Genomic DNA, 13,051 nt, shown 5'->3' on the forward strand with positions numbered 1-13,051 from the left:
ATATATGAGTAGCAATTATCGACTATTAAGTGTCATTTTGTTTGTTTATTTTATGGCATGGTCTTTTTCATTTTCATTATTTCCTATTTGGCTTAGTCAAGAAGTCGGCCTCAATAGTGCTAAAGTCGGGATTATCTTTAGCATTAATTCCATCATGGCTTTACTCGTGATGCCTTGTTACGGCATTTTGCAAGATAAACTCGGTTTACAAAAAACACTGCTTTACTTCATTGCATTTTTCATCATGTTGATTGGCCCGTTTGTAAGTTTTGTATACGCGCCACTACTACAAACGCAGTTTTATCTGGCTGCTATTTTAGGCGGTGCCGTTTTTTCATGTGCATTTTTAGCTGGAGTAGGAACGCTTGAAAGTTATATTGATAAACAAAGTCGCTCGACCAACTTTGAATTTGGTAAAGCTCGAATGTGGGGGTCACTGGGTTGGGCTATGGCAAGCTACTTTGCCGGTTTATCCTTTAATTTATCTCCTAGTTTAAATTATTGGTTATCAAGCATTGCGGCGGTTTGCTTAATGGGTTTTTTAGCCTTTGTTAAGGTCGCACAAAATCAGCGTGAAATAGCGCCTTCTCGAACTTTTTCTCCTGTAAAACAGCTTACAGCATTTTTTAAAATCGCAGGGCTTTGGCGTTTAAGTGTATTTGTGATCGGTGTTAGTTGTATTTATGCGGTATTTGATCAGCAATTTGCTATTTATTACACCTCTTTTTTTGACACCCCAGAGCAAGGTCGAGAGTTTTTTGGCTATTTAACTTCAGCGCAAGTTATTCTTGAAGCGGCTATTTTGTATTTAGCTGTTAAATGGGTGAATTATGTGGGCATTAAAAATTCGTTGCTGTTAAGTGGTGTATTGATGGCGATACGAATATATTGCTCGGGGATTGTTAGTGACTCTATCAGCATTAGTTTATTGAAATTATTACACGCCATTGAATTACCGCTGATGCTGATTGCGTTATTTAAATATATAAATATGCATTTTGACGCGCGCTATTCAGCGATGATCTATATCATTGGCTTTCAATTTACTACGCAATTGGTGGCGTCAATGTTAGCCGTCGCGGTAGGTGTTGTATATGATCATGTAGGCTTTGCGTTAGCCTACCAGTATTTGGGTTTGGTTATCTGTGTGTTTATTGTATTATCGCTTTTTACATTAAAAAAAGATGTTATTAAAACGAATCACGAGCAATCAATTTAAACGGTAGGCTGTGATGAACAATATCAGTACGCTGGTCTATGAGGTATTCCATTGCCCAACGTCCCATTGCATGATGGGGTAATGCCATGGTAGTTAAATTCGGTTGTAATAATTGTGGAATACTGCCCCAATCATCAAAACTTGCTATACCAATATCCTTACCAACGATCATTCCTTTATCATGCACAACAAAGTAAATTTCTAGCGCCATGGGATCTTGACCACAAATAATAGCATCAGGTTTAAACTCGTCTATTACTCTCGCTGCAGACTCTCTCGAAGTAGAAATCTCACTACCATCGGCTTGACCAATAATCACCGATTCAATGAGTAAATCATCGAGTGGTAAGCCGTGCTTTTTAAATGAATTTATAACGCCTTGTTTGCGACCTTTGGCTGCAATTATATGCTCATTTAAGTTTAAAAAAGCAATGCGGCGATAGCCTTTGCATATTAATGCATCGGTAATATCTTCACCTGCTTGCTGTTCATCAGGGACTACACAAGGAAAATTATTCAAAGCAGGAAAACAGTTAGCTAAAATTGTTGGTATTTTTTTTAGTTCATCAGCTACCACAACTTGGCGATGATACATTGCTGAATATATAACGCCCTCTACGCGATACTCTAAAAGGCTTTCTATAGCTCTGTCTATACTCGCTTGGGTTTCGTTAACATTGAGAATTAATAATTCTTTGTTTTTTTGCCACGCAATTTCTTGGGCACCACGAATAATATCAAAAGTATAAGGAACACTAAGCAGTTCATCAGCAATAATTGCGTAAATGTTTGAGTTTTTACGTCGCGTTAAACTTGCCGCACGATTAGGACGATAACCTAATTCTTTTATCGCTTTAAGAACCTTCTCGCGGTTAATATCTTTGACTGTTGGATCATTATTGACCACTCGCGATACAGTTTTAAATGAAACACCTGCGTGAACAGCGACTTGCTTAATTGTAACCATACTAGAATAAGACCCTCTCTGAATAAAAACAGTATAACAGCAGATTGCACTTTATTTATATGTTTTTGTTAAGGTTTGAGTTGTCGTTGTTATCTAAAGATAAACTTATTCAGAGGCTTACTTTTAAGTTATTGAGGCGAATTATACTCATGATGTAACAACATGGGTCAGATATAAAAAGGGCTGATACAAATTTTTTCAAAATTTACAGTAGCTATAAACTAGACACCTATTTAGGAGTTAGGTGATATGAAAGTAAAAGAGTTTCGTAAACATCAGAAGAATTTAAAATAAAACTAACATAGGTTTCACGAAACATAATCGGCTAGCCTGAGGTTTCTAACCTCCAGTTATCACACCATCGTTCATGCAGGTCGCGAGCATAGTAGTGATAAATCAGCGTCCATTGAGCACCCAGCGAAAATAAAACCAAATATAGTATTTAAGTGTTGTAGCGCACAGAGTTGGGGAGCTTTATAAACTAGGCTTTAAATCTCGGCCTTTTACATTAACGTGAGAGGCGAGAACTCTGAGGCAACTATGCAAAATCCAACTCATGATAAAAAAGTAGATGATAAAAAGTCTGCTGAAACACTAAAAAAAGAAGCGGCAAGCAAGCGCGCAGCTTTAGAACCTGACACGAAAAAATCATACAGAAAACCCCAGCAAAAATAATAGAGTCGTTAATTATCTAACCAGTTTTCGCAAAGCATTATTTGAGCTTAATTAAGGATTGAGTGGCATTATCGACAGGTAAATTCGATAAATATACAAGGAGCTAGATAATAGATGTTCTCTACTATTTGTGGTTCTTCACTCGTTGGTGAGGGATCATATTCTTGTTGTTTAAGGCTACTGAGAGCGCTATGTCATTAATAACAGAAGACAAAAATAATGAAAGTAATGGTCTAATTAAACGGCTAGGTAAATATCAGTTGTGGCTTCCCAATGGCAAGTATAAAACCAGCTTTGTTATTTTAGCAGTGCTGTTTTGCTTTAGTGCTTTATACACCGCTTTGTTTACTGTACCCAGTGATTCGGTGGCGGTAGTATTAAGATTTGGCAAATTTAGCACTATTTTACCATCGGGTTTACACTTTAAACTGCCTCTTGGTATCGATAGAGTTCATATTGTGCCAATCAAACGCCAACTAAAACAAGAGTTTGGCTTTTCTACTCCAGGCGCAACCGATCCTAATCAAAATGTGACTATTAATAATAATATATTCTTTACTGGCAAGCGCCGTGACGTGCAGTTACGTAATCAATTGGGCGAAACGCAAATGGTGACTGGCGATTTAAATACAGCCCTTGTTGAGTGGGTGATCCAATATCGTATTGCAAATCCTAAAAATTATTTGTTTGAAGTGCGTGATCCTGCCGGTACCTTGCGCTATGTATCAGAATCGGTGATGCGAGAAGTAGTCGGCGATCGTACCGTTGATGAAGTTATTACCATTGGTCGTCAAGAGATTGAAGTTGAAGCACTGCGTAAGATGCAAGCATTAGCGAGTAAATATGTGATGGGGATCAGCATTGACCAAGTGCAGCTAAAAAATATTAATCCACCAAAAGCCGTACAAGCATCTTTTAATGAAGTAAACCAAGCGCAACAAGAAAAAGAAAAGCTGATCAACGAAGCGCGACGTGATTACAATCGCATTATTCCATTGGCTGAAGGTGAGCGTGACCAACGTATCCGTGCGGCTGATGGCTACCGACTAAAACGTGTAAATGAATCGCAGGGTGATGCGCTGCGCTTTAACGCCTTATTTGCTCAGTTTGAAAAAGCGCCTGAGGTGACTCGAAAGCGTATTTATTTAGAAACAATGCAAAAAGTAATGCCCACAGTTAGCGAAAAAATCATCATTGATAGCAGTGCGCTAGATGTACTGCCTTTGCTTAATCTAACACCACTTAAAGGCCAGTGAGCATGAGACATTATCTATTGTTTTTTCTTGGTATTTTATTAGCATTTATTTTAGCGGCATTAAATAACGCTTTGTATACAGTTAACGAAGTAGAGCAAGTTATTATTACTCAGTTTGGCCGTCCTGTTGGCAACCCTATCACTGATGCGGGTATCAAAATTAAAATGCCATTTATTCAACAAGTAAACTCAATTGATAAACGTGTGCTGGAATGGGAAGGCACTCCTTCTGATATGCCAACTAAAGATAAGCTTTATATTTCAGTCAGTTTGTTTGCCCGTTGGCGAGTGACCGATGCATTACAATACTTTTTACGGTTAGGTGATGAACGCAGTGCACAATCAAGGCTCGATGATATTTTTGGCAGTGAAACACGTAATGCAGTTGCTAAACATGAGCTGATTGAAATTATTCGTACCTCTAAAGACCGCCAGCCTCTTCGTGATAAGCTATTGACTGAGGCCGAAAAGGCGCAAGATATTGGAAGTTTAGTACCAATACATATTGGTCGTTTGCTGGTGGAGCAAGATATATTTAATGCAGCGGCAGAAAAAGTCAAAGTGTTTGGTATTGAGTTACTCGATATTCGTTTTAAGCGTATTAATTATAATGAGAGTGTCCGCCCGAAAATTTATGAGCGAATGATCAGCGAGCGTCGGCAAATAGCTGAACGCTTTTTATCAGAAGGTAAAGGTGAAGCGGCTAGAATTTTAGGTAATCGTGAGCGAGATTTAAATAAAATTCAGTCAGAAGCATACCGCGCAGTAGAAGAGATCCGTGGTTTAGCCGATGCAAAAGCTGCGGCGATTTATGCCGACGCTTATAATCAAAATGCACAAGCGGTTGCATTTTATGCGTTTATTCGCTCATTACAAGCATATGAGTTGGTACTCAATGACAATACGACACTGGTATTATCAACCGACAGTGAGCTATTTAAGTATTTAAAAAACACCGATACACAACCAATACCAGGCAATAATTAGTCGCAGGTCACAGTGTAAATAGGAAGGTTAGTGAGATGACAGTAAACGCCAGCAAGCTGGCGTTTTGGGGGATGTTTTGTTTAATTGGTTGCCAGCTTTTTAGCTTTGGCTACTTTTGCCCAGTAACCCGCTAGTTCGTAATGTTGATATATAGCTGTTTCAAACTCGGGAGTTATTTGCAGGTTATAATCATACTCTGGCGCATCTTTTATTACTTGGCGGTTGAGATCAACGCTGATGGTATTGTCGAGCCAGCATACTTCGCTGATCCACTCTGGTGGCACTAGCACTTTATGTCCACCCCACCAATTACTGGTATCGATGATCAGATAACGCACCGCCCACGTTGTTTCTTCTACTAATAATCCAGATACATGACCAATATCACCATCATTTGCATTCATATGATAGCCAATAACCTCTTTGCAACTGCGTAAATTTGGATCGGCTTTTTTATTATCTTCACTTTTAACATTATGGTGAGTTAGTTGTGCGCTGCGTGCACCTGCTTCTGTATGTGGGAGGTGTTGGTGGTCACGGTACAATAAATAAGGGTAAATACCGCCTCCCCAAAATCCTTCGCCTACCCAATAATAAGGGTAGCCATAATAATCGAGTAAGCTGGCCTCATTTTGCCGTGACACGGGTTTATCGTTATCGATAGTTGGGCTGTTTTTAACTTGTTCTTTACTGATCAACACTGGCAGAATTTTTTCTATCCAGTTTGGTTTTTGAACCGCAATTGGTGAGATCAAAACCTGACGGCTGGATAGCCAAGAACCTGTTTCAACAACAAAATAGCGGATCACCCATGCTAAATCATCGAATAGAAAATCTTTTTCTTTACCGATCACACCATCGGTAGCAGCGATAGCGCAATTTTCAAGATCTTTCATGCTACGTAACATAGTAGTTATCCTTTTTAATGGGGTCGACAGTATAAAGTGTTGGCGTGTTTTAGAGCTGATATTGAGGTTGCCAACTAGGCGATGATTTGAATGAACCGCTTTAGTTTTAGCTTATTTGCCGCGGTTGTCTGTGCGCTGCAGTACACAGCCAAATTAGCGAGTTAATTACATGAATGCAGTAATGACCAGTATGAATCGCTGCTTTTTATTATTGACACACAGTTGTTTTGAGTTCGATAACGAACAGAACGTTAGCCTCTTACATAATAAAGTGATGGTAGGTAGTGAAGAATACACTTTACCGCCGATGGTGATCGCTCCACTTAATACTGAGGATATCCTAATGGATAAATACTTTTCAAAAATACTATGTGTTGTTGCAATACTGATGGTTTCACAATTAACTGGTTGCTATAAATCCCCAGAAATTGCTGCGGAAAAGCCGCCAAAAAGTACGGTGGCTAACAATGTTTTAGATATCGATGTAACTACAAACGTTAAAATGGCTTTAATGAATGATCCTATTCTCAGAGCATTTAATATCGAAGTCATTACGAATAAAGGTGATGTGCGTTTAATTGGTATTGTTGATAGCCAAAGCCAAATTGACTCAGCAATGTTAATCGCCAAAGGTGCTGAAGGTACGCATGCTATTCATGATGAACTGACTGTGAAAAGGAGTTCGTTATGAAAGGATATCTAATCGTGGGGTTTATAACCGCTGTTTTTGCTGTTACAGCAGTTGCCCAAGAAGATGAACGCGAAGGCGAACACCATATGATGATGGGCAAGATGATGCATGATAAAGAAACATCGCATATGGAACCAAAAATGCGGCAAATGTTTTCGCTAATGCAACAGATCGAAAACGAAAATAATCCACAAAAGCGTGAGCAGCTAATGGAACAACATATGAACTCAATGCGTGCAAATATGCGGATGATAAACGACCTAAATGGAAATGGTGATGATTCAAAGTCAGAAACTGAGGGCGATGAACGTATCAATAAAATGGAAGGTCAGCTGAGAATGATGCAAGTGATGATGGATCAAATGATGGAACACAGCAGCTACAGTGAAATGAAAATGTTACAAAAACATAGAGATAAGTAACTAAAGCGCAGTAGAATAAATCGACTTTGAGCCACTACTTTCAGCGCTAACAGTGTTGAAAATAGCGGCCTTGAGAGATGCACTTTCAATTTTTTTAAAGCAGCCATTTATAAATATAATTATTAGGTTCTAGGGCCGGTTAACCTCACAGGATTAAAAGCTGTTCAATTTATAAGCTGTTTGATCACGGCGCTAGGTTTTTAATCTGGTGGATTAAGTAAAAAATTAAGTAAAACTTCCGCACTTTATTCTGGCTCTCTAGCTACATTAATACTGGCTTATCTAAAAACCAAACATACGGATGTAAAAGTAACTGTGAAAGATAAATAGGCTCTAGCCCTTGAAACTAAGGTTAATGGCCTCATACCTTTTACGAGGTCAAAAATTTTTAAATGAACAAAGTAACAGGTGTATTTCGAAAAACTTAGGTTAGAAATCTAATAAGTTTGTATTTAAACCGATTATTTTTATAAGGATAAAGTTATGACACAACGTGTAATTGAAATGCCAGACTTAGGCATGGGGACATTCCGCTTAGAAGGAAAAACAGCTTATGAATCTGTAAAAATGGCATTAGAAGTTGGCTTTCGCCATATTGATACCGCACAGATTTATGGCAATGAAGAGCAAGTTGGCCAAGCGATAAAAGACAGCAATATCCCTAGAAACGAGCTATTTATTACCACCAAAGTGTGGAATAACAAACTGAATAAAAGCGATTTTATCGCCAGTGTGAAAGAGTCTCTTAACAAGCTGCAACTCGATTCTGTCGATTTATTGTTGATCCATTGGCCTGCGCCATCAAACGATGAACCAATGAGCGAGTATTTAACTGAGTTATTAACGGCAAAGCAGCTTGGATTAACTAAGCATATTGGTGTATCGAACTTCACTATTGCGAATTTAAAAGAAGCCATGCAAACACTGGACTCACGTGAAATATTCACCAACCAAATAGAAGTACACCCTTATTTAACCAATACCAAGCTACGTGCTTTTTGTCAGCAGCATGACATTCATGTCACCGCCTATATGCCATTTGTGGTAGGTAAAGTGTTAAACGATCATACCATTATTGATATTGCTAAGAAGCATGATGCAAGCCCTGCACAAGTAGTTATTGCATGGGTAAACGCCAAGGGTATGACGACCATTCCGTCATCAACTAAGCGTAAAAATCTTGAAGATAACTTTAATGATAAAGCCGTAAAGCTTGATGAAGAAGACATTGCGCGTATTGATGCTCTCGATTGCGGCGACCGTCAAGCAACCCCAAGTTTTGCACCGCAGTGGGATCAAGACACGTTTTAAGCGTGTTCAATATAAAGTGCAGTGAGTCTGCACTTTTTAATGCAAAGGAATAACTATGTTAACCGTTATAGCAATGCTGTCATGTAAAAACGCTGATGCAGCTACGTTACTTAGTGCACTTGATAACTTACAAAAGTTATCGCGCAAAGAAGTAGGGTGTTTACGCTACGAGCTGGCTGTGAAAAATAATGACACGCAAACAGATTACATTGTAACTGAACAATGGGCTACAAATGAGCACTTTGAAGAGCATAAGTTAGCGCCACATTTTAAAACGTTTGGTGAACAGGCTGGTGCTCTACTTACTCACAGTAATATTGATGTGTATAAAACGATTGGTTAATAATATACCCAAACCACCTCAAGATGCAGAATTCAGCGTTTCACAGGTGCTTAATATCAAGGCGTTACTTTGCAAGAATGGCCGTCCCTTTTAAGAAGTAACAACGCTGAGAGTAAGTGCCTGTGAAACGCCTAAAGGATTGGTTTAAAAGCGATTTATACTGCGTTATTGATTTTAACAATAGAACCACTATTATTTGCAATCAATGCCTTGCCTAAATCGCTTTTAATTCCAACTGAAACTCGCATCTTGAGGTGGTTTGGGTATATAGGGGCAGTGTTTAAAGCCACGTATTTTATATCGAGCTTAGCATGTTAAGCATGGCTTTAATCACGCCTTAGCAGGTGACAATGAGTGAGCCTTGATAACTTACCTAATGTATTGACCTGCGTTTTTGGGTATATAAAGTTATGCCATGGTATTTTTCATCGCTCACTGATTATATCCGCTTTATTTGTGTTTATGGCATCGGTGGTCAGTTTTACTTTCATGCAATAAATTTTTAAGTTTTTTGACTGTTGATACTAAATCAAGGAGTCAGTTTATTTATTGTCCAAGATTTAATTTCGGCTTGTATTATATCTAACTCGCCTTAGCGTATTTGACTAGTAATCAAAAAAGACCCTATGGATACTGTGAGACTGTTAAATAAAAGTAACAAAGCTTAACGTTTTACACACACATCAAAAGGTCGAATATGCACACAATAAATAAAAAAGCATTATCAATTGCGGTAGCATTGGCTTGCTCATTCCCGTTACATGCCCAACAAGCTGCTACGAATAATCCAACAAATACGAATGAAAGCAACACTGCGCAAGAACAAAGTACCTCCTTAGAGATTATCTCTGTAACAGCAACCAAACGTAAAACAAAGTTAATGGAAACCCCTGTTGCTATTACAGCATTAACGGAGGCTGAGCTCAGGCAAAATGGCGTAAATAGTGTTAAAGATATTGCCAACCTAGTGCCAGGGTTAGATATCTCCACAGCTACCGATCAATCAGCTCCAGTTATTTCTATGCGTGGCGTACGCTCGACCAATATTACTGAGCTTGGCGACCCCGCTGTTGGCGTTCACCTTGACGGTATTTACTCACCAAGAATGCAAGGTGCACTTGCTTTAATGTATGACATTGAACGAGTTGAGGCATTAAGGGGGCCACAAGGCACATTATTTGGTCGAAACTCTACAGTTGGTAGTATTAATGTTATTTCAGCAAAGCCTGAATTCACTCATTTATACGGCAATGTGAACGTTGAAGCAGGAAAATACAACAGCAAAAATATTGATGGCGTAATTAATATTCCAATTAATGACGAATTTGCAGTACGGTTTTCTGGCAAAGGATTAAAACGAGATTCTTACCTTGAGGGTTACTACGATCCTAACCAATACGACTCAAGACGATTAAGCGACGATATACTCAATGCTCCTGTTATCTCAGAGGATTCTTATCAAGGTATTGGTCAAACAGTCACGCAGCGAGAAAACTGGTGGATAGATGGCGCAGGCACAAATCCAGAGGCGCAAAAAGTTCGCCAATTAACCCCCGCAGAAAAAGACGACTTTTATAACAACGCTGATGAATACTCTTTTAGAATTAGTACGCTTTGGGAGCCGTTAGATGGTGGCTTTTCAAATCATACCGTTTTTCAAAAGTACGTTAATAACAGCAATAACAATCTCGATTTAGTTAACTGCGATAAAATTCGTGGTAGAAGTGAAGAGCTGGGCGGCGATTGCACAAACTTTTTACCCAGTGATAATACATATCAAGCTGTTGTGAATGTGCCAGGTAAGCTTAATTTAGATATCACCTATCTTAGAAATACCCTTAATTACGACATAAATGATGAATATTCGCTTGTGTGGCTACTTGGCTATGAGGATATGGAACGCTCTTCAGCACAAGATAGCGAAGTCGGCCTCGATCCTTGGGATGGGGCAACGTACTTTTTAGATGGCACTGGTGCTGAATCTTTTTCTACAGAAGTGCAATTACAATCTGACGAATACGGCGATTTTATTTGGATTGTTGGTGCTAACTATTTCCACGAAAAAACCACGACCTTAGGTTATTACGATAACCCAATGGACGATAAAGCCTTTTGGGATCAACCTGATCGCTCTACAGACGCATTCGCTTTGTTTGGCCAAGGTACATACAATTTAACTGAAAAATTACATCTAACACTTGGTTATCGTTTTAGTGATGAAACGAAAGAAGATAAAGGAGGCAAAACATACCGCTGCTCTAATGCCGATGGTTGCGCTGTTGGTTGGTTAAATAGAACAGATCTAAATAACTTACCAGTTGATTACTACGAAGATCCTTCAATTTATGCGTCATACTTTGCAAACGATAATAAAGGAAGTTGGCAGCATCATGACTTTCGTGTTGGTTTAGACTACGACATTTCACCTGAAACGATGGTTTATACCTATCTTGCCAGTGGTTTTAAAGCCGGCGGAATTGGTGATGTATATGAAGTCGTAAATGATAGAACCGGCGACGTAACACGCTTTGAAACTAAGTTCGACCCAGAAGAAGTACTTACATGGGAGCTTGGCGCTAAATCGAGCTTTTTTGATAATTCATTAAACTTAAAAGCCGCGTTTTTCTACACAGATTACACCGACATGCAATACGCATCAGTGGGCTCAATCGGTAACGTAGAACGTTTATCTGTGGTAGAAGATGAAGATGGCTCTCCCGTTTTAGATAGCAATGGCGAGCCTGTACTTGATTTTCAAAACAAGCCTGTGATTGCTTATTACACACAAAATGTTCCTAGTTCAACAATCAAAGGTATTGAGCTTGAGTTTGATTGGAAGCCATATCCAAGTGGGCGTATCACCGGTTATGTAACCTGGACCGATGCCAAAGTGACGGACGATTGGAATACTAAGTGGGATTACGATGCTGAGTATCTTTTTGATATTTCTTATGAGGAATCAAAAAATCCTGAAAATACACTGCTATCAACCAATCTTAAAGGCAATAACCTAGCGATGACGCCTAAGTTCACGGCAAACATCAGCTACACACATACATTTGATTTAGGTGAATATGGTTTTATCCATAGTTGGCTTAATGCGAGCTGGAAAGATGAATCGTACTCAACAGTATGGAATGTTGATAAACACTTAGATGATATGGACTTTAGCGTGTCGGACGAGGCGACAAAATACATTGACGATAGCCGAGATGCATTTGCAGTCTATAACGCGTCAATTAAATATGAGCCGCAAGGACAAAGCTGGTACGCAGAAGTATTCGTTAATAATGCCTCTGATGAAACTATTCAATATTGGAATAATACTAGCAAAGGAATTCCAAAAGGCAGCTTTGGCATGCCAAGGTATTACGGTGTAAGAGCTGGTTTTTCATTCTAGATAACCTAACCCCAATTAAACTTCCCACAGTCAATATACCACTGTGGGAGGTGTACAATTTAAATAAGGATCAATAATGAAAACTAAGCTTATTAGCTCGTTAGTTGCAGGTTGTGTGTTTATCTCACCTTTTACATATGCCAATTATTTTAAAGATAATTTTTCATGGGGTTACGATAATGCCATTTGGAATGCGCGAAGTGGCGACAATGGCTCGCCTTTTGGCTGTGAATTTTCCCCTGCCATGATTAACCCAAGCCAACAGGGGATCACGCTTTCATTATCACAAGGCGCATGTGCTGAGCTGCAAAGTAATAATTTCTATGGCTTTGGCAAGGTGCAAGGCAGTGTTAAGTCAGGGAATACGCAAGGCACTGTGTCTTCCATTTTTACTTACACATCGTGGTGGGATTCACCCGGCAGAGCATGGCAAGAGATAGATATTGAGCTTTTACCCTCCCTTGGGAACGTTGTTCATACCAATGTGATTTATCAGCCGCAAGGTGGCACTTATCAAAGCTGGGAAAAGGACATCGACTTAAGTCAATACGGACTTGATTACAGAGAAAACTTATTAACTATTGGCTTTGATTGGTCTAGCAACTCGATTCGTTGGTACCTTTACGACGCTCAAGGAAATGAGCAAACATTAAGAGTGCTCTACAAAGACAATGGCGATGGTCATTTAGCTGAAAATGAAATTCCCGCGTATGCATGGCCGATGGATAATACAAAAATAATGATTAACCAATGGAATGGTGATAACTCAACCGAAGGCTATTACTTCCCTAGTCAATACTATGGCAGCCCTTCGTGGGCGTACTATGATTTTATTGAGTACATTCCCCAATAAAATTAAGAAGTTTGTATCTA

Annotated in this window: 12 protein-coding genes; 10 read left to right on the top strand and 2 right to left on the bottom strand. The window is 39.1% G+C overall.

Translation table 11 applies throughout. The annotated features are described in order from the left end of the window. The first annotated feature begins 4 nt into the window (after nucleotides 1-4). Nucleotides 5-1,219, top strand: coding sequence for an oligosaccharide MFS transporter (locus tag P4S61_RS15625; RefSeq protein ID WP_145242828.1), 1,215 nt, complete (start codon nucleotides 5-7; stop codon nucleotides 1,217-1,219). Here P4S61_RS15625 and P4S61_RS15630 read toward each other — a convergent pair. Then, nucleotides 1,191-2,186 (bottom strand): LacI family DNA-binding transcriptional regulator, encoded by a 996-nt coding sequence (locus tag P4S61_RS15630; protein WP_145242830.1) that lies wholly within the window; start codon nucleotides 2,184-2,186, stop codon nucleotides 1,191-1,193. The two genes, P4S61_RS15625 and P4S61_RS15630, sit on opposite strands and share 29 nt — an antisense overlap. A gap of 540 nt (nucleotides 2,187-2,726) precedes the next feature. Here P4S61_RS15630 and P4S61_RS15635 point away from each other — a divergent pair. The 3 genes from P4S61_RS15635 to hflC all read left to right on the top strand — a co-directional run bounded on the left by P4S61_RS15635 (nucleotide 2,727) and on the right by hflC (nucleotide 5,103). After that, nucleotides 2,727-2,861, top strand: coding sequence for a hypothetical protein (locus tag P4S61_RS15635; RefSeq protein WP_257326201.1), 135 nt, complete (start codon nucleotides 2,727-2,729; stop codon nucleotides 2,859-2,861). A gap of 191 nt (nucleotides 2,862-3,052) precedes the next feature. Then, nucleotides 3,053-4,117, top strand: coding sequence for an FtsH protease activity modulator HflK (gene hflK, locus P4S61_RS15640; protein ID WP_145242832.1), 1,065 nt, complete (start codon nucleotides 3,053-3,055; stop codon nucleotides 4,115-4,117). Between the two features lie 2 nt (nucleotides 4,118-4,119). Next, nucleotides 4,120-5,103 carry a protease modulator HflC gene (gene hflC / locus P4S61_RS15645; protein ID WP_182732214.1) on the top strand — a complete coding sequence of 328 codons (984 nt, stop codon included), beginning with the start codon at nucleotides 4,120-4,122 and terminating at the stop codon, nucleotides 5,101-5,103. 80 nt (nucleotides 5,104-5,183) lie between these two features. On the opposite strand, the gene P4S61_RS15650 is transcribed toward hflC, so the two are convergent. Further along, nucleotides 5,184-6,011, bottom strand: coding sequence for a PRC-barrel domain-containing protein (locus P4S61_RS15650; RefSeq protein WP_337118605.1), 828 nt, complete (start codon nucleotides 6,009-6,011; stop codon nucleotides 5,184-5,186). Between the two features lie 169 nt (nucleotides 6,012-6,180). Here P4S61_RS15650 and P4S61_RS15655 point away from each other — a divergent pair, with 169 nt between their 5' ends. The 6 genes from P4S61_RS15655 to P4S61_RS15680 all read left to right on the top strand — a co-directional run bounded on the left by P4S61_RS15655 (nucleotide 6,181) and on the right by P4S61_RS15680 (nucleotide 13,031). After that, nucleotides 6,181-6,702 (top strand): BON domain-containing protein, encoded by a 522-nt coding sequence (locus P4S61_RS15655; protein ID WP_218939791.1) that lies wholly within the window; start codon nucleotides 6,181-6,183, stop codon nucleotides 6,700-6,702. Beyond that, on the top strand, nucleotides 6,699-7,124 hold the full coding sequence (locus P4S61_RS15660) for a hypothetical protein (protein WP_337118607.1): 426 nt from the start codon (nucleotides 6,699-6,701) through the stop codon (nucleotides 7,122-7,124). The genes P4S61_RS15655 and P4S61_RS15660 overlap by 4 nt, the downstream gene beginning before the upstream one ends. A 483-nt stretch (nucleotides 7,125-7,607) precedes the next feature. Beyond that, complete coding sequence (dkgB, locus tag P4S61_RS15665) at nucleotides 7,608-8,435, top strand: 2,5-didehydrogluconate reductase DkgB (RefSeq protein ID WP_182820005.1); 828 nt, start codon at nucleotides 7,608-7,610, stop codon at nucleotides 8,433-8,435. 55 nt (nucleotides 8,436-8,490) lie between these two features. Continuing rightward, the gene (locus tag P4S61_RS15670; protein ID WP_149982864.1) at nucleotides 8,491-8,778 is read left to right on the top strand and encodes a putative quinol monooxygenase; all 288 of its coding nucleotides are present in this window, start codon (nucleotides 8,491-8,493) and stop codon (nucleotides 8,776-8,778) included. A 697-nt stretch (nucleotides 8,779-9,475) separates the two neighbouring features. Continuing rightward, on the top strand, nucleotides 9,476-12,178 hold the full coding sequence (locus P4S61_RS15675) for a TonB-dependent receptor (protein ID WP_337118608.1): 2,703 nt from the start codon (nucleotides 9,476-9,478) through the stop codon (nucleotides 12,176-12,178). Nucleotides 12,179-12,254: 76 nt separating this feature from the next. Further along, on the top strand, nucleotides 12,255-13,031 hold the full coding sequence (locus P4S61_RS15680) for a family 16 glycosylhydrolase (RefSeq protein WP_337118609.1): 777 nt from the start codon (nucleotides 12,255-12,257) through the stop codon (nucleotides 13,029-13,031). Nucleotides 13,032-13,051: the final 20 nt, after the last annotated feature.

The sequence above is a fragment of the Pseudoalteromonas sp. B160 genome, from assembly GCF_037162485.1.
GTDB lineage: Bacteria > Pseudomonadota > Gammaproteobacteria > Enterobacterales > Alteromonadaceae > Pseudoalteromonas > Pseudoalteromonas rhizosphaerae.

Bases quoted from the DNA above. Each gene is read 5' to 3' on its own strand.
- P4S61_RS15625 (WP_145242828.1), top strand. From the start codon at position 5: ATGAGTAGCAATTATCGACTATTAAGTGTCATTTTGTTTGTTTATTTT.
- P4S61_RS15630 (WP_145242830.1), bottom strand. From the start codon at position 2,186: ATGGTTACAATTAAGCAAGTCGCTGTTCACGCAGGTGTTTCATTTAAA.
- P4S61_RS15635 (WP_257326201.1), top strand. From the start codon at position 2,727: ATGCAAAATCCAACTCATGATAAAAAAGTAGATGATAAAAAGTCTGCT.
- hflK (WP_145242832.1), top strand. From the start codon at position 3,053: ATGTCATTAATAACAGAAGACAAAAATAATGAAAGTAATGGTCTAATT.
- hflC (WP_182732214.1), top strand. From the start codon at position 4,120: ATGAGACATTATCTATTGTTTTTTCTTGGTATTTTATTAGCATTTATT.
- P4S61_RS15650 (WP_337118605.1), bottom strand. From the start codon at position 6,011: ATGTTACGTAGCATGAAAGATCTTGAAAATTGCGCTATCGCTGCTACC.
- P4S61_RS15655 (WP_218939791.1), top strand. From the start codon at position 6,181: ATGAATGCAGTAATGACCAGTATGAATCGCTGCTTTTTATTATTGACA.
- P4S61_RS15660 (WP_337118607.1), top strand. From the start codon at position 6,699: ATGAAAGGATATCTAATCGTGGGGTTTATAACCGCTGTTTTTGCTGTT.
- dkgB (WP_182820005.1), top strand. From the start codon at position 7,608: ATGACACAACGTGTAATTGAAATGCCAGACTTAGGCATGGGGACATTC.
- P4S61_RS15670 (WP_149982864.1), top strand. From the start codon at position 8,491: ATGTTAACCGTTATAGCAATGCTGTCATGTAAAAACGCTGATGCAGCT.
- P4S61_RS15675 (WP_337118608.1), top strand. From the start codon at position 9,476: ATGCACACAATAAATAAAAAAGCATTATCAATTGCGGTAGCATTGGCT.
- P4S61_RS15680 (WP_337118609.1), top strand. From the start codon at position 12,255: ATGAAAACTAAGCTTATTAGCTCGTTAGTTGCAGGTTGTGTGTTTATC.